14 protein-coding genes are annotated in these 17,213 nt (G+C 34.3%); 5 read left to right on the top strand and 9 right to left on the bottom strand.

The features are described 5' to 3' along the window. Positions 1–76 precede the first annotated feature (76 nt). The 4 genes from J3495_RS11235 (at position 77) to J3495_RS11250 (ending at position 4,416) form a co-directional block, all read left to right on the top strand. A complete protein-coding gene (locus J3495_RS11235; protein WP_210666649.1) occupies positions 77–1,195 on the top strand; it encodes a vWA domain-containing protein in 1,119 nt (372 codons plus the stop codon). Positions 1,196–1,303: 108 nt separating this feature from the next. Next, entirely contained in the window at positions 1,304–2,767 is a 1,464-nt protein-coding gene (locus J3495_RS11240; RefSeq protein WP_210666650.1) for a magnesium chelatase, read from the top strand. Between the two features lie 140 nt (positions 2,768–2,907). Continuing rightward, a complete protein-coding gene (locus tag J3495_RS11245; RefSeq protein WP_210666651.1) occupies positions 2,908–3,501 on the top strand; it encodes a 2OG-Fe(II) oxygenase in 594 nt (197 codons plus the stop codon). Between the two features lie 60 nt (positions 3,502–3,561). Next, on the top strand, positions 3,562–4,416 hold the full coding sequence (locus tag J3495_RS11250; protein ID WP_210666652.1) for a DMT family transporter: 855 nt from the start codon (positions 3,562–3,564) through the stop codon (positions 4,414–4,416). Positions 4,417–4,491: 75 nt separating this feature from the next. On the opposite strand, the gene J3495_RS11255 is transcribed toward J3495_RS11250, so the two are convergent. Both J3495_RS11255 and J3495_RS11260 read right to left on the bottom strand, forming a co-directional pair. Continuing rightward, entirely contained in the window at positions 4,492–4,926 is a 435-nt protein-coding gene (locus J3495_RS11255) for a DUF6526 family protein (protein WP_210666653.1), read from the bottom strand. 46 nt (positions 4,927–4,972) lie between these two features. Further along, positions 4,973–5,461 carry a DNA-deoxyinosine glycosylase gene (locus J3495_RS11260; protein WP_210666654.1) on the bottom strand — a complete coding sequence of 163 codons (489 nt, stop codon included), beginning with the start codon at positions 5,459–5,461 and terminating at the stop codon, positions 4,973–4,975. A 205-nt stretch (positions 5,462–5,666) separates the two neighbouring features. Between J3495_RS11260 and J3495_RS11265 the strand changes: the two genes are divergently transcribed. Next, on the top strand, positions 5,667–6,692 hold the full coding sequence (locus J3495_RS11265; RefSeq protein WP_210666655.1) for a helix-turn-helix domain-containing protein: 1,026 nt from the start codon (positions 5,667–5,669) through the stop codon (positions 6,690–6,692). Between the two features lie 68 nt (positions 6,693–6,760). Here J3495_RS11265 and J3495_RS11270 read toward each other — a convergent pair whose 3' ends face one another. The 7 genes from J3495_RS11270 to J3495_RS11300 all read right to left on the bottom strand — a co-directional run bounded on the left by J3495_RS11270 (position 6,761) and on the right by J3495_RS11300 (position 17,157). After that, the gene (locus J3495_RS11270) at positions 6,761–7,960 is read right to left on the bottom strand and encodes an NAD(P)/FAD-dependent oxidoreductase (RefSeq protein WP_210666656.1); all 1,200 of its coding nucleotides are present in this window, start codon (positions 7,958–7,960) and stop codon (positions 6,761–6,763) included. A 460-nt stretch (positions 7,961–8,420) separates the two neighbouring features. Beyond that, positions 8,421–11,222: an AsmA family protein gene (locus J3495_RS11275; protein ID WP_210666657.1), complete on the bottom strand. Its 2,802-nt coding sequence runs from the start codon at positions 11,220–11,222 to the stop codon at positions 8,421–8,423. Positions 11,223–11,232: 10 nt separating this feature from the next. After that, positions 11,233–12,027 (bottom strand): MlaD family protein, encoded by a 795-nt coding sequence (locus J3495_RS11280; protein WP_210666658.1) that lies wholly within the window; start codon positions 12,025–12,027, stop codon positions 11,233–11,235. A gap of 23 nt (positions 12,028–12,050) precedes the next feature. Then, the gene (locus J3495_RS11285) at positions 12,051–12,830 is read right to left on the bottom strand and encodes an ABC transporter ATP-binding protein (RefSeq protein WP_210666659.1); all 780 of its coding nucleotides are present in this window, start codon (positions 12,828–12,830) and stop codon (positions 12,051–12,053) included. 1 nt (position 12,831) lies between these two features. Continuing rightward, a complete protein-coding gene (locus J3495_RS11290; RefSeq protein ID WP_210666660.1) occupies positions 12,832–13,590 on the bottom strand; it encodes an MlaE family ABC transporter permease in 759 nt (252 codons plus the stop codon). Positions 13,591–13,850: 260 nt separating this feature from the next. After that, positions 13,851–16,118 (bottom strand): glycosyltransferase, encoded by a 2,268-nt coding sequence (locus J3495_RS11295; RefSeq protein ID WP_210666661.1) that lies wholly within the window; start codon positions 16,116–16,118, stop codon positions 13,851–13,853. Then, positions 16,099–17,157: a glycoside hydrolase family 130 protein gene (locus J3495_RS11300; protein ID WP_210666662.1), complete on the bottom strand. Its 1,059-nt coding sequence runs from the start codon at positions 17,155–17,157 to the stop codon at positions 16,099–16,101. The genes J3495_RS11295 and J3495_RS11300 overlap by 20 nt, the downstream gene beginning before the upstream one ends. Between the last annotated feature and the right edge of the window lie 56 nt (positions 17,158–17,213).

Consider the following 17,213-nt stretch of genomic DNA (forward strand, 5'->3'; position numbering starts at 1 on the left):
TTTTGAATGTTTTTTTAACTAAAAATTAATAAACGTTTCTTTTAGCATAGTTTTAAAAAAGTGTAATTTTAGAAGTATGAAAAACGAATTTAAAAAAGGTTTTTATTTTAAAACATACGAAGCTCCTTTTCAATCTCCGTTTGAAAAGCTTTTTGGCATTTTCAAAGAGCTGATCACCCATACTTCGGGTGATTTTGATGAAGCAATAGACTGGCTTCGGGAGTTGGATAAAGAATATAAACTAACAGACGAAAATTACACCATCGATGATTTTATCGAAGATTTAAAAAAGAAAGGGTACATAAAAGACCAGGCCAAGGAAGATGGGACTTCTGGTTTTGGCATAACAGCTAAAACAGAACGCGCCATTCGCCAGCAAGCTTTAGACCAGATTTTTGGTAATTTAAAGCGTGCCGGAAGTGGTAATCACAAAACCAAACATGCTGGAAACGGTGATGAGCACACGGGTGAATTTCGAGAATTCAATTTTGGTGATGGTTTAGAAAGAATTTCACTCACAGAAAGTCTGCGAAATGCCCAAATCAATAATGGAGTAGAAAGTTTTATGCTCACAGAAAATGATTTGGTGGTCGAAGAAACACAATTTAAGGCGCAAATGAGTACTGTTTTGATGATCGACATCAGCCACAGTATGATTTTGTATGGCGAAGACCGAATCACGCCAGCCAAAAAAGTAGCGATGGCTTTGGCAGAATTGATTACCACACGTTACCCAAAAGACACCCTTGATATTTTGGTTTTTGGTAATGATGCCTGGACAATCCCAATTAAAGATTTGCCGTATTTACAAGTTGGGCCTTATCATACCAATACCGTTGCAGGCTTGCAATTGGCAATGGATATTTTGCGTAGAAAAAGAAATACCAACAAGCAAATTTTTATGATTACCGATGGAAAACCGAGTTGCGTGCGAGAACGTGATGGTTCTTATTATATGAACAGCAACGGCCTTGACGAATATATTGTAGATAAATGTTACACACAGGCGCAACAGGCCCGAAAATTACATATCCCGATTACGACTTTCATGATTGCCAATGATCCTTATTTGCAGCGTTTTGTCAATCATTTTACCGAAGCCAATCAGGGAAAAGCGTTTTACACCGGAATTAAAGGTTTGGGCGAAATGATTTTTGAAGATTATGAAACCAATAGGAAGAAAAGGGTGCGCTAATTGAAGGTTCAAAGGTGCATAGTAACAAAGGTTCAAAGATTTCAACTGTCACGTTGAGCGAAGTCGCAATGCTCATATAAAATATAAACAATAGATATTTCAATAAAAATGAAAATAGAAAATATTAACACATTAGGTCAGTTAAAAGCCGCAGGATATAAAAGTCAAAGTATTAAAGACGAATTGCGAAATAATCTTCGTGAAAAAATCAAGACTGGAAAACCTGTTTTTGAGGGCGTTCACGGTTTTGAAAACACTGTAATTCCAGAATTAGAGCGTGCCATTTTATCACGCCATAACATCAATTTATTAGGGCTTCGTGGTCAGGCCAAAACGAGATTGGCTCGAAAAATGATCGAATTGCTCGATGAGTACATTCCATTTGTGGCGGGCTCAGAAATCAACGATGATCCGTTAAACCCAATTTCGCGTTTTGCAAAAGATTTAATTGCTGAAAAAGGAGACGAAACACCAATTTCATGGTTACACAGAAGCGAACGTTTTTTTGAGAAATTAGCAACGCCGGATGTTACCGTAGCCGATTTGATCGGTGATGTCGATCCGATAAAAGCAGCCAATTTAAAATTATCGTACGCAGATGACCGCGTGATCCATTTCGGAATGATTCCGAGAGCCAATCGCTGTATTTTTGTAATCAATGAGTTGCCGGATTTACAGGCCAGAATTCAGGTAGCGCTTTTTAATATTTTGCAGGAAGGCGACATTCAGATTAGAGGATTTAAATTACGAATGCTATTGGATATGCAATTTGTTTTTACAGCCAATCCCGAAGATTACACGAATAGAGGCAGTATTGTAACACCTTTAAAAGATAGAATTGGTTCTCAAATTTTAACACATTATCCAGAAACTGTAGAAATCGCCAGAACTATTACCGAACAAGAAGCAAAGTTAGACGCAACACAAAGCGATATTGTGTATGTACCAAGTTTAGCCAGAGATATTCTAGAACAAATCAGTTTTGAGGCTCGTGACAGCGAATACATCGATAATAAAAGCGGTGTAAGTGCCAGAATGAGTATTACGGCTTTTGAAAACTTAATCAGTACTGCCGAGCGTCGTGCTTTAAAATTAGGAGCTGATAAAACAATTTTACGCTTGTCTGATTTTATCGGAATCATTCCAGCCATTACAGGAAAAGTAGAATTGGTTTATGAAGGAGAGCAGGAGGGAGCAGCTTCTGTGGCGCAACATTTAATTGGTTCTGCCATTCGAACATTATTTCCAACACTTTTGCCAAAAATAGAAAAACTCGAAAAACAAGGAGAAAAAACACCTTATTCTGATGTAATCGAATGGTTTTTTGCAGAAAGTGGTTTCGAACTTTTAGATGATTGTTCAGATGCTGATTATCAAAGCATTCTGAATGAAGTGTCACCTTTGGATGTTTTACTAAAAAAATATCAGCCACAATTAGATAAAAAAGATCACTATTTCTTTAAAGAATTTATTTTATGGGGATTGGTCGAATATAAAAAATTAAGCAAAGACCGTTTTGCAAAAGGTCATGAGTTTAAAGATATGTACGGAAGTTATATTAGTAAATTATAATTAAAATTCTCCTGCATGATACAAGCCTAATAGATTTAAATCTGTTAGGCTTTTTTTATTTAATCAAAAAGAGAACGGTTTCATTTTTAATTAGTCTACCTTGCTCTGTTGGCTGTATTTCCAGTCTTTCCCAAAAGAAAATGAAAGAGAGTTTTGAAGATTTGATTGCGAGTTATATCGAAAATAAAATAGGTATTTCGGAGCATTTTTTGAGTGAAGAATTGTTAAACAACCTAAAGCAAAACTTACTCAATTTAAACAAAAATAGTTTGCTGAAAGAAGCAGGAATAGGCAACTCTGAGAAATTTTCTTATAATGAAAAGGTGAGAAGTGACGCTATTTATTGGTTGGATAAAAAGCACAATAATATTTTTGAAAATGAATTTTTCGAGATAATTGATGCTTTTGTACTATATTTAAATGAAAGCTGTTATGCCGGAATTACAGGTTATGAGTTTCATTATTCCTTGTATCAGACAGGCGATTTTTATCTGAAACATTTAGATCAGTTTAAAAATAATTCCAGTCGAAAATATTCGATGATCAGTTATTTAAATAGTGATTGGCAAGAGGCAGATGGAGGTGAATTATTGATTTATCAAGAGCTTTGTAATCAGAAGATTGCGCCTACTCAGGGAAAAACAATTTTCTTTAAAAGTAACGAATTATTACATGAAGTTTTGGTAACTCAAAATACCCGAATGAGTATTACGGGTTGGTTGAAGAGCGATTAAATTTTTTTTTGAAAAGATTGAAACAGAGAAATGTTATTTTTGTAATTAAAATCAAATCGTATGTTATTTCTTGTTTTAAGCATTCTTTGTAGTGTAATTGTAGGCGTTATTTTTAAAATTAGCCGAAATTTTTCGGTCAATTCTATTCAAATAGTAGTCATCAATTATGTCACGGCATTGTTGCTTTGCTTTTTTACCTTTAGTCCTAATGTGCAGGAATTAACAGTCAATGCGCCTTGGAGTATTTATATTGGGGTCGGCATTTTATTGCCTGTAGTTTTTCTGTTTTTGATCGCCTCTATTGCATATATGGGAATCGTAAAAACTGATGCCGCTCAGCGATTATCACTCTTTATTCCGATACTTGCGGCGTGGTTTATTTTTAAAGAAGACTTTAATAGCTATAAAATTTTAGGGCTTTTAGTAGGTTTTACGGCTCTTTTATTCATTTTAAAAAAGCAATCTGCAAACGACAGTAATAAATGGATATACCCGGCTTTGGTACTATTGGGTTTTGGCGTTATTGATATTCTTTTTAAGCAAATTGCACTTTACACGACTTTGCCATATACGACTTCTTTATTTGTAGTTTTTAGTATCGCTCTAGTAGTTTCGCTCATTGTTGTCGTATATGACGTGATAGCAAAAAAGTCGAAAATAAATTTACAAAACATCCTTTTTGGAGCTTTGGTAGGGATTTTTAATTTTGGAAATATTTTATTTTACCTTAAAGCACACAAATCTTTCTCTGACAATCCCTCTACTGTTTTTGCGGGAATGAACATGGGTGTAATTATTTTAGGAAGTCTTGTTGGCCTGCTTTTTTTCAAAGAAAAAATATCTAAGATTAATTTTATCGGCCTTTTTTTAGCCTTAATTGCGATCGTTTTGATTGTTATTTCACAATTCAAATAATTTTCGAATATTGTAGAATATTTATTTTAAGCTTTAATTGGATATAGTGATTTGTTCAGTTTTTTAAATAGCAATTTAAACCCGTTCGTAATCACCTTTCCAGTTTACGATTGCTTTTTTGATATCATTTCCCGAAAGATGGTTTTGAAGCGCTAAATCGATAAGTGGTAAAAACTCATTGTCTGGTGCAAAACGAAAAGCAAACAATTGTTCGTCTGTAAATTGATATTCAATTTCTTCAAATCTTTTTCCGGATAGTGTAAAATAACGGTATCTGAGCTCTAATTTTACGATTCTGTCCTGTAAAATAAGCCCGTAATGCTGGCGCAACATAAAAGCAAGACAAAATAAAAACACAAAAACGACACTTATAAAAGTCCATATTAAATGATCTTCTGTTTTAAAAGCAAAATAAATGCTACTGACCAAAAAGCCAATCAAAACAGGATAATAGACAAAATGATGGGCTGTATAGAAACGAATATGGTTTTTTAGGTTTTGAGGTTTCATAAGTTGTTATTTTTGCTATGTCACGTAAATATACACTAATTCAGCTTTAATTTTTGAGTGTACCAATAATTTCCCACTCCTGTAATTTGTTTTGAAATGATTTACTGGCATTTGCAGGACTGGTAGAAGGCAAGGTAATAAGCTGATAGTTTTTCTTTAAAACGACATATTTTTTAAAAAATGTGGCTGCTTTTTGACCGTTAAAAACAATGGTTTCTATTGTATGATGATGATGTAAAAATAATTCAAAATCGTTTGCAATTTCATTTTTTATTGCGCTGTCCAAACTTCCAATCCGATCGCAAAATTGTAAAACGTCCCAAAGCGCAATTTTATTCTTTAGCAAAAGTGCTTTTCGGGTCGCATAATCATTCGAAAAATCTTCTTGCAGAATGGCAAACATAAATTTCCAGAAATTATTCTGATTATGACCGTAATACTGATTCATTTCTAATGATTTTGTACCGGGCATTGTTCCTAAAATCAAGACAGTAGCATCATCTGGAGCGATTGGAGGAAAAGAGAAACTTTTCATATTATATTCATTTTTATTGGATGATAGTTGGGTGTAAAATATTCATATATAGGTAATTATAAAACAATTTGTAAAAATTATATAACATATTCAATCCTTTGATATGCGAACTTTGAAATATAGATTTTTAAAGAATTTATTTACGCTTTAGATTGTTCTCATAAAACTATAAAAGTAAATCATAGAATCTTAAATACCTCGAAAAATGAAAATAGTTACCATACAATCGGAGAAAATTGACGATATTTTTGAAGAGCTTAAATTAAATTTTGGAGGAGAATTGCAAATTGATTTAGATGAGTATTGTTTACAAATTGATAATGATTTTGCAAAAGGATCAATTATTGGTGCATCCTTTAATGATACTATTACATATCTGCAATTTGACATGCTTTTCTATGATAAAATCACTGTAAATATTTTGAATAGAGATGCATCATCTGTTTATTTTGCATATTGTTCTAAAGGAAATTTGTTGCATAGTTTTGGGGTCTCTGGAACGGGAAGGAAATTAAAAAACTATCAAACGGCTATTATTTCATCAAAAAAGAATAAAAACAATGTTTTGTATTTTGATGAAAATCGATCAACAAAATTCAACCTAATCACTTTAGGGATTGATGTTTCTAAACAACATCAAAAGAGTTTCCTGCACCAAAAAATCAAAGAAACTTTTTTTGAGGATGCAAATGAAAAGGAATTCTTTTATTTAGGTTCTTATAATTTGCAGATCGCCGAAAAAATAGAACAATTAGAAGCTGTAAATCAAACCGGAGTAGTAGGAAATTTATTGAAAGAAGGTATTTTAAGAATCATCTTGGCAATGGAAATTCAACAGCATTCTGATGATTTGTATCATTTTTCAAAAGACACAAATTGCCTGACTTTAAAAGAGATGGAGGAAATAAAAGAGCTTTCTGATTTTATTAAATCATGTCCCGAAGAGGCTTTTACCATTAAAAATCTGAGTAAAAAATCAGGTTTGTCTCCTAATAAATTGCAGGAAGGTTTTAAACTGATTCACAATAGAACTGTAAATGATTATATCACGCACATGAGGGTTGTGAAGGCAGAAATTCTGATACGAACTTCAGATTTAAACATCTCAGAAATAGTCTATTGTATTGGTTTTACCAGCAGAAGTTACTTTTCTAAAATTTTCAAACAAAAATTCAATTGCAGTCCAAAAGATTATAAAAGTAGTACTAATCCATTGGCAATTACGGCTTAATATTTTGGCACAAAATAAAATTGCTTTCGCTGTAATTTTGTGCCAAAAATAATCTCTTTTGTGTTTAGTTATCTTCCAAATTTATAATATTCTAAATCCTGATGTTTTTCATTTTTGATAGAAGCAGCGATAGAATTCATTCCAAGAACGCTAAAAGTGATGCCATTTCCTCCAAATCCTAAAATATAATGCTCGTTTCGTTTTGGGTCAGGTTTTCCAAAATAGGGAAGACCGTCTTTGGTTTCGCCAAAAGTTCCCGCCCAGGAATAGTCGATTTTGAAATTAATTTCAGGGAACTTTAATTTAAATTGTTTCAAAAGATATTGCTCTTTTTGAGGTAATAATTTGTCACGTTTTACTGGATCTTTAAAATCTTCATCCCCGCCGCCCGCAATGATTCGGTTATCTGCCGTAGCCCGAAAATAGAGATAAGGATCTGCTGTATCCCAAAATATAGAATTCTTAAAAGCGTCTGGCAAATCAATAAGACTCTCCGAAGTTATCACGTAGGTACTTTTTAAATCAACTACTTTTTCTTTAAGGGTTTCAGTACTTTCATAGCCACTGCAATGTATAATATTATTTGCAGTTATATTTTTTTTGTCTTCAGTGGTGGCGATCAATTTTCCTTTATGATCTTCTATAGAAGAAATACGTGTTCGATCATAAATCTGCATGCCGTTTTGCTGACAGTAAACCAGTAAATCCTGTGCCAGTTTGTAAGGATCCATAACGGCCGCAGTTGATGATTCTATAGCAGCAAGAGCGTTTAAACCTAATTCTTTCAAATCGGCTTTTTCGAGCCATTTCACGACAAATCCGTTTTCTTTTCGTGCTTCAAATTCTGCTTTTAGAAAAGGAACATCTTTTTCTGAAGAACAAAAATAGATACTTTTTTTAAACTCAAAATGGCAATCACTTTTTATAGTATCGATTATTTCTCTTAAATCAAAAATAGCTTTTTTACCATTTTTATAACTATCGACTGCGCACTCTAATCCTCTGATCTTTATGAGCTCATGTAAGGCTACATCAATTTCATATTGAAGTAAAGCGGTACTTGCAGCCGTGCTTCCGTTGCAGATATCACGTTTGTCAACAAGTATTATTTTTTTGCCTTCATTAATAAGTTGATAGGCAATTAAAGCTCCAGTTATTCCTCCGCCAATAATTAAAATATCTGCTCTAGCGTCTGATTCTAATGACGGATAACTGTTTTCCAATGCGTTTTTTAGTGGCCAGAAAGTTTCGGTAGATCGTAAATTCATTTTCTTGTAATTTTATAGTGTTAACTATTTTGTATCCTGTGTTTTAGATAAGTATTGTTCATGTGTTTCTTCAATGAAGAGTAAGTCTTTATATTTTTCCTGTTTTTTTTGATAAAAAAGAGTTATTTATTTTAATAAAACTTTATAAACCAGTTGTTTGATTATTGTCAACTAAACCAGAATTATAAATATTGTCTAAAATTGCTATTCATTTTATTTTAATGGAAAAATCCCGAGTTTCCACTTAGGATTTTTCTGAATTAAGCATGTTTGATCATATAATGCCTCTTATTTATTATTATCAAGTATTTGGGGTTCGGAATAATTAGAAGCTTTCTACAACAATTACCGTTATAAAAATGCTCCAAAATTGATGATTTTGAAGTCGCTCGTGAAATAATTAGTTAGACTACTTCATAACCAATAGGATTATTTTTGGTTTTTTGTTTTCAATAAAATTTTAGGCGCCACTTACTTTTTCTCTTTTTATGACCTTGTTGTTTTTTTCATCATAAATAGCGTCATCAATTTTTTTACCTGTTTTGCTCAATACTTTGATTTTTGGGTTCTGATGTGTTCCAGTAATCACAATCGGAATTCCAATTATTCCGAAAGGAGGCAATCCTAGTCGCATTCGTAAATCCAACAAACCATCAAAACTGGTTGTTCCTTTGATAGTAGGTCTGAAAGTCGCAACTCTAAAAGTAAAGGGCTGAATATGAATCAGATTATTATCAATGGATGATTTTATTTCGATGCCTTTTAGATCAGGATTATCCAAGCCTTTTTGTCCCGTGGCTGTACTTATTTTGTCAAATAATTTGAGTCCTTTTATTTGCACATCTTCTAGGTTTATGACACCATCACCTTTTAGAGAGCCGTAAATTGGACTCATATTTCCGTTTAAATCGCCCTTTATTTTATAGTCTATCGTAATAATTCCTTTTGCTTTGTCGGCAACAGACACCATTTTTTTAAACATCGGAATCTCTTTATACGCCTTTTCTACACTAAAATCGTTGGCTCTAAAATACAAATCAAAGTTGGCCATCGTGGGAGATTCATCTTTATAAGTCGCATCAATTGCTACTGCACAATCAATGATGTTAAAAGTAGTATTCTGCATAAAAAACTGCCCTTTTGTGATACCTGTTTTTCCAGAAATACTTTTTAAAAGTAAGCCGTTATAAGCTACTTTCTCTACAACTGTGTTTAATGCTACATTTAAGTTTTTTGGAATAAGAACAACGCCGCTCATTTTAGGATTATCTTCTTTTGAATATTCAATCGCTAAATTTTGATCGTTATTTTCACCTTTTTTAAGAGCCATAAATTCATCCACATCAATCAGTTTTGATTTTACGTTAAAATTACCGCTCAGAGTACCTTTTGATTCCAAAAAGTAATTTATGGTATTGAGTAAATACCCATCTATATCAAAATCAGACTTGCCGTAGTAGGCGTAACATTTATCCCACCACATTTTTTCGTTCTGAAACCTAAAATTTCCTTGCTTGATATAAAATGATTTAGGAAAAAGTTCAGAAGTTGCTTTGATATTTTTGAGTTCAAGCGTTCCTCGGTTATCCAGTTGGTCATATTGCCCGTTGGTAGCATAACTCTGTTTTCCACGCAGCGAAAAATCGGCTTTGGCCCAACCCTTCACATCCATTCCTTTTTGAGCAAATACTTTGTATATTTTGCCTACATTGAGTTCTCCTTTTACTTTTGCATTATAAGTCAAATCACTAAAATCTGTAAGTGCTAATCTGGCATAAACTGGATTTCCCTCAAAAATAAAAGATGCAGGCGCAACGGCCAGAATCAAATCTTTGAAGGTGCCTTTTTTATTTAAAATATTTGCGACAAAAGTGATATTAGTAATAGGATTAGGGTACGAATCTGTTTTTAGCCATCCGTTTTGTAAACTAACGCCACCTTTTGTTTTTGGAAATAGTTTTTGTGAAGCACTAAAAAGGCCATTGGCTTCCAAATCGGTTTTAAGGATTCCTTTCAGCTCCATCGTGTTTAAACCTAAACTTTTATCAATGGTAGCAAGGTCCAGCATGCCTTTTATGCGTGCATTTACATTCATTTCTGAAAAACCTTTGCTCTGTAAAAAAGCCGAAAAATGATCTTTGTTTCCTACCTTAAAACGTAAGGTTCTAAGATTCACCATCAATTTTTCGAGATCAAGCGAAGGCATAATTGCGTTCAGATTCATCTCAAGATGTGTCAGCGGAACCACTGCATTTTTATAATTTATTGAACCATCTTTAATCTTCATATTAAAGGCGAGATCTGGTTTTTGCTTTTTAGAAACATTGTAATCGCCCTTAAAAGTAAAAAGCAAATCACTACGACCGGACATTTGGGTGTCTTCCAGCCAGCCCGAATATTCGGGAGGCAGTACCGAAAATAAATCTTTTAAAGTCGTATTATCTGATGCTGCTTTGATATTGATTTTATAACCTTCTTTTAAAATGGTAAATAAACCTGTGAAACGTAATGGCAATTTATTGATATGCAATTCATTTTTTCTAAGAATAAAAGAAAGGGCGTGGGTGTTAATTCTGGTAATAAGATCGGCATGTACTTCTTTTTTTCTAAGATATGCAGTTCGTCCGTAATAAAAATCTACAGTATCTATTTTTGCGGCCGTACTCAGGTCAAAAATATCTTCACTAAGATTTCCTCTTCCAACATAATTAAAGCCTTTTGCATCTACCAAAACCTTAGCTGAACGGTCGTTATATTTGATATGACAATCTTCAAAATCAATACGTTCTAATCGAATGGCTGTTCCTTCTTCTGTGGTATCTTTATTTTTTTTATCTTTTGGTGCCACGTAAATATTGTAGTTGGCTTCTCCTTTTTGGTTGACCATTATATTGATGTAGGCCTTTGAAACGTATAATTTATAGATTTTGACTTCATCATCAAAAAGCAATTTTTTTAAATTGATACCAAATGCAACTTGCTCTGCTTTTAATAAAGTATCGTTGCTAAAAGGAGCAGAACCTGTCATGGATAAATTATCCAGCGAAACTGTTAAAGACGGAAAATGTGTAAAAAAAGACAATCTCGATTTAGAGAAATCTAATTTTGTATCCAATCGCTCATTGGCAATTTTTTTTACTTCTGCGGCAATTGTTCCGGGAAAAAGCATCGGAATCAAAAATAGCAGGAGCAAAGTACTGGCCACAATAATTCCAGTAATTTTAAGTGTTTTCAGCGTTATATGTTGAAGAGAAGAACTCATGAAATGATGATTATTTTTTATTTTTATCAGCTTCTGCTTTCTTTGCGGCTTCTTCTTTCTCTTTTTCTGCTTTTTCTTTAGCCGCTTCTTCCTGTTCTTCTTTTTTATCTTTTACGGCTTCCTTTTTTTCTTCTGCTTTTTTCTGTTTTTTCTTGTAATAGCCTTTCAATAAAAAATTACTTTTTGCAGCTTCCATATTTTCGCTAAAACCTTTTGTTCCGGATTCCAGATTATTTAATGTTTTAGAAACGCTGTTGGCCATACCTTCGTCACGAACCAAACGTGCCAGAGCACCATTTCCGTTGTTCATGCTATGACTAAAAATCGCCAACTCTTCGGTGATGATACCTGCGTTATCAACACTCTTTTTGACGCTTTTCATAATGTCATTCATTTCTATTCCGTCAATAGAAGCTATTTTTTCGTTGTTTTTTATCATCACTTTCGATTTTACACCGGGAATGATCGTCAAAACTTTATCTCCCATCAGTCCATCAGAACCAATAGTAGCACGGGCATCAGTTTTTATAAATTTACGAACTTCGTCTTTTAGCACCATTCCTACCACTACAGAAGAATCATTTATTAACGTGATTTCTTCGATAGTTCCGACATTTATTCCAGAAAATCGAACATTATTGCCGATCTCTAATCCGCTCACCGTCTTAAAGTTAGATGTGATCCGAAAGGTCGAACCAAAGAGGTTTCGTTGTTTTCCAATAAAATAAATAGCTGTAATAAATAGCAGTAAACCTATTGTTACAAACATTCCTAATTTCCAAGTATATCCAGATTGCTTATCCATATTTTTTAATTTTTGTTATAATTTTATTCAAAAAAAGAACGTACCCATTCGTCTTCGCTTTTCTCTAGTTCTTCGTAGGTTCCTTCTGCGTGTATTACTCCTTCTTTCAACACCATAATCCGGTCGGCAGTTAGTTTTGCGCAAGCCATGTCGTGCGTAATAATGATCGAAGTGGTTTTGCGTTTGTGCTTGATATCCAGTATCAATTCGCTAATTTCCCGAGATGTTATGGTGTCCAGACCTGTTGTAGGCTCATCATACAAAATGATTTCGGGTTTTAAAATTAACGTGCGTGCCAAACCAATTCGTTTCTTCATCCCACCGGATAATTCAGAGGGCATTTTGTCTATCGCATCCCCAAGTCCTACACTTTCCAGAGCTTCCATCACCTGATTCTCTATTTCACTTTCGTGAAGGTCACGCTGGTGTTTTTTTAAGGTAAATGAAAGATTTTCGCGAACAGACATCGAATCGTAAAGTGCGCCACTTTGAAACAAAAATCCAATACGGACTCTGATTTCGTTTAGTTTTTCTTTGGATAAATGAAGTACATTTTCGTCAAAAACTTTTATTTCGCCATGATCGGGTTCAATCAAACCAACGATACATTTTATTGTAACGGATTTTCCAGATCCGGATCGTCCTAAAATGACCAAATCTTCTCCTTTATTTACCGTTAGATTTACACCTTTTAAAACTTCATTGTTAGCGCCAAATGTTTTGCGCAAATCCTTGATTTCTATCATAGGAGACGCCTTTTTGGCTTTTGTTTTTGGGGCTGTTATTTCGTGTTCTTGGGTCATATTACATAAATAAATCGGTTATCTGAACTGCTACCATATCAATAATAAAAATGCTCAGGGATGCTGTAACAACGGCAGAATTGGCGGCTTTACCAACACTTTCGGTTCCGTTGGCCGCATTAAAACCTTTATAGCATCCGATCATTCCGATAAAAAAGCCAAAGAAAAAAGTCTTGATCGTAGCCGGAATGACATCTAAAAATTGTAACGACTGAAAAATTTGTGCGAGAAAATGATAAAAAGTAACATCTCCATGAATGTTAATCCCAACATAACCACCCAAAATTCCAACAGCATCTGCAAAGAAAACTAAAAGTGGCACCATCAAAGTTGTCGCTAAAATGCGTGTTACCACCAGATAATTATAAGGATTGATGGCCGATACTTCCATAGCATCAATTTGTTCAGTAACTTTCATCGAACCTAATTCTGCACCAATTCCTGAGGATATTTTTCCTGCGCAAATAAGTGCGGTAATCACGGGCGCAATTTCTCGTATAAGTGATAAGGCGACCATTCCGGGCAACCATGATTCTGCACCAAATTTTACCAAAGTAGGACGGGATTGCAGCGTAAGTACCAGACCCATAATAAAACCTGTTATGGCAACCAACGGCAAAGATTTATATCCGATGACGTAACATTGCTTTACAAATTCTTTTGTTTCGTAAGGCGGTATAAAAACCTCCTTAAAAAACTTAGTAGCAAAAATGGTCACGCTACCAATATTATCGAATGTATTTTTTAAATTAAGAATCAAAGTAGATCGTTTTAATGGTTTGAAATAGAATAGTTTACCCTATAAATTATCTTTGTTTTATTGGAAAAGAAAATTACTTCCATTTTAAAGAAAATATCTTACACAACTTATTTGGAAGTTTATATAATTTTCATTGTATAGCAAAACACCTCATTCCGCATGTAACAGTGCTTAATGAGTGTTATGTTTTTTTTGGAAAAGTGTTAAAAATTACAAATCCCTTATTTAGAAGGGATTTGTAACTATTGAAAGGGAAGTATTTAAGAATTAATTGCGAGGTTTGTTTTAGTTTTTAAAGGAATTACTTTAACATCCGCAGCTTTTAAATTCTCCATTACCAGACGTGCTGTTAAATAACATACAGTCGATTCTGCACCTTGATTGAGATTGATGTTTTCTTTCTCAAGACCGTCATATCCACCGCCGGTAACAGGATGGTACATAATTTGGTTCAGATGATTTTTGCCTAAAAACCAGTTAAAAGCGATTTTCATCTGTTGTTTATGTTCTGTGTTCTTAAAAGCTGTATAAAACGAGTTTAAAGTCTGAATGGTATACGAGACATCGATCGGTTGTTCGCCATATTCGTGGGGCTCGCTGTCTTTATGATACCAGCCGTTGTTCGAAATTACTTTGAAACCCTTTTCCGTATACATTTTTGAGGATAAAAATTCAAGCGATTCCAGCGCCACTTTTTTATAAATGGGTTTGTTGGTCACTAAATAGGCATATAACATCGATTCTGGTAAGATTCCGTTGCCGTAAGTTAGATAATTTTCAAACCATTTCCAGTCTTTTGTAGCGTGTATCTCGTAATTGGATAACAATTTAGCGTTAAGCTTATTGATAATCGCCGCTACATACAAATTCGGATTTGTGTTGTGATACAAATACAATCCTTTTGTAGCAAAACCAATTGAACGCGGAGACTGAATATTTTCAGCCCATTTTAAAGAATTCAACAAACATTTTGACGCTTTATTGACCAATGCATCTGGCAAAACAGAGGTTAGAGACACTACTTTTCCCAACGCCCAAATGGCTCTCGCATTAGAATCTTCAAGATTTACTTCTGCATTTTGTTCTACATGTTCACGATTATTTTCATCCACATAATTGATAAAATCTCCTTTTGGTTTCTGACAGCGTTCGATAAAATCGATGTATATAAGGATATATGGCAAGTCTGATTTGTCTGCTGTGAGTTTGTAATGAAGGCAAAAAGCAACCAGCGCTCTTGCGTTGTCATCGAGTGTGTAACCTGTTGAAAGATCAGGAATAGAAATTTTGCTAAACTGAATGATACCCAGATCTGTAGTCATTTTTTTGACATGATCCAGCTGAATTGAAGGATAGTTATATTTAATTTCTGATGGGTTTTCAATCAATTCTTTATACGTATTGATATGTGCAATAGCGGTATTTTCCCATGAAGAAGTACAGGTTTTTCTAAACGAATTAAGTCCCATTTCGATGCGCAGGTTTTCATCAGACAATAATTTGATGGTTGCATCTGCAAATTGATCTTCCTGTCCAATATCAACCAAAATTCCTGAATCGGATGTTAAAACTTCCAAGGTATGCGGTATTTTTGAAGCCACAATAGGGCAGGCACAACTCATGGCGTATGAAAATGTACCGCTCACCGCCTGATTTGGGTCTTTGGAAGTAAATAAATAGATATCAGTCGCTTTTAAGTAATCCAGCAGTTCGTCTGTATGCAAATAGCGGTTGATAAAACGAACATTATTTTCGAGTTGCAAGTCTTTTACGATTCCTTCCAATTTAGTGCGATACGAATCGACACCATCGATAATGAGATTGGGATGCGTTTTGCCCATAATCAAATAAAGCACATTGGGCGTGTTCTTGATAATTTTAGGCAAGGCTCTCAAACCCGTTTCGATGTTTTTTCCTTCTCCCAAAAGTCCAAAAGTCGCCAAAACGGTTCTGTCCTGTATGTCAAATTTTGCTTTGGCATTTTGTGGCGTTTCATAATTTACAATATGGGTTCCGTGTGGTACATACGTGATACAATCGGCGCTGATCTTATAATCGTTCATCAAAATGTCTTTGGACTGATTGGTCATTACAAAAACAGAATTGCTGTACGAAAGCAACAATTTTACAAACGTTTTCAATTCGTTATTTGGATTAGGAATAACGCTGTGAAACGTAAAAGTCACGGGTTTTTTTAATTCATTCAAAAACAATAATAAAAAGTCGCCGTAATTACCGCTAAACAAGCCAAACTCATGCTGAATATGCACCAGCTTAACTGCTTTGTCCTGATTGATTTCTTTGGCAACACGGGTGTAGCTTTCTTTAATTCGTGTATTCAAAACATACGCCTGATCGCTCTGCGCATTGGGTTTGTCTACCAATTCGCAAATTTCACACGCTATAGATTTACCAAAAACATCGGTTATGCCTTTGATCGTGTCCTGAGTATACGTAGCGATGCCGCATTGTGTGGGAGGAAATGTAGAAAGAAAAACTATTTTTGATTTATTTGGCAATTTCTTCATGTGGATTGTTTTTTAGTTCGATTAATAATGCGTTGAGGTTTACAGAAGCTACCGAAATTTTGTCATCGGCTGCACCGTAATAAATGTAAAGTTGATCATCAAAAATGGATGTTCCTGTCGGGAAAACAACATAGTTTACATAACCGTGTCTCTCAGAATATTCAGACGGACTTATGAGGGGTTTTGCCAGTCTTGCAATTACTTTTAAGGGGTTATGAAGGTCTAATAACACAGCACAGGCATGATAAACCAAGCCTTTTTCTCTTCTCTCGGCAGCATGATAAATAAGTAACCAGCCGTCTGGAGTCTCGATAGGTGGCGCACCAGGCCCAATATGGCTTGTCTCGTGCTCGTATTTGGGTTCCATAACAATATATTCGGGCAAATTACTCATGTAATCTTTCCAGAAATTCTCTGTTAAATCAGTGATTTTTTCGAAAGTAAATAATTGTATGGAAGGAAATAATCGGTGTAAAGCGACAAATTTTCCATTGATTTTTTTTGGAAACAAGACTACATTCTTATCCCAGATAAACAAATTGTCTTTGATGGTCTCTGTCAACGGATAATTCCTCTCCATATTAAAAGCAAATATTTTGGCAACACTTGGGTTTTGCAAATGCTTTCTAATAAGGTTGGTAAATTCATTCATGATGAATTTGGGTGTTATGATCCCTCTTTTTCTAAAAGTTTTTAAATCTTTAGAAGTTGCCAGTGCCCCCGAAGCATTAATACCATCATACGCAACATAGGTCAGATAATAAGTATCATCGATTTTGGTAATTCGAGGATCTTCGACACCATGAATTTCATAAATAAATTCGGGAGAAAATACAGGTGCTGAGTTTCGTTCGATTACAGTCAACGGACCTTGCAGCTGACAGTAACCAATAGTAGAAAAATTACCTTTTTTTGCCGCTCGGTAAAACAGGTGCACTATGTTTCCCTCTTGATAAATTCCTGGATTCAACACTCCTAATTCTTCATAAGTTCTTTCGGTTTTTTCTAAAATGACGCCATGTTTTAGTACTGATTCCATATCGTTTTTTTATTTTTAATTAAAATTAGAACAAGCACTAGCCCATGTTTGATGCA

Origin of the sequence: Flavobacterium geliluteum (assembly GCF_017948595.1) — a bacterium.
Lineage (GTDB): Bacteria > Bacteroidota > Bacteroidia > Flavobacteriales > Flavobacteriaceae > Flavobacterium > Flavobacterium flavipigmentatum.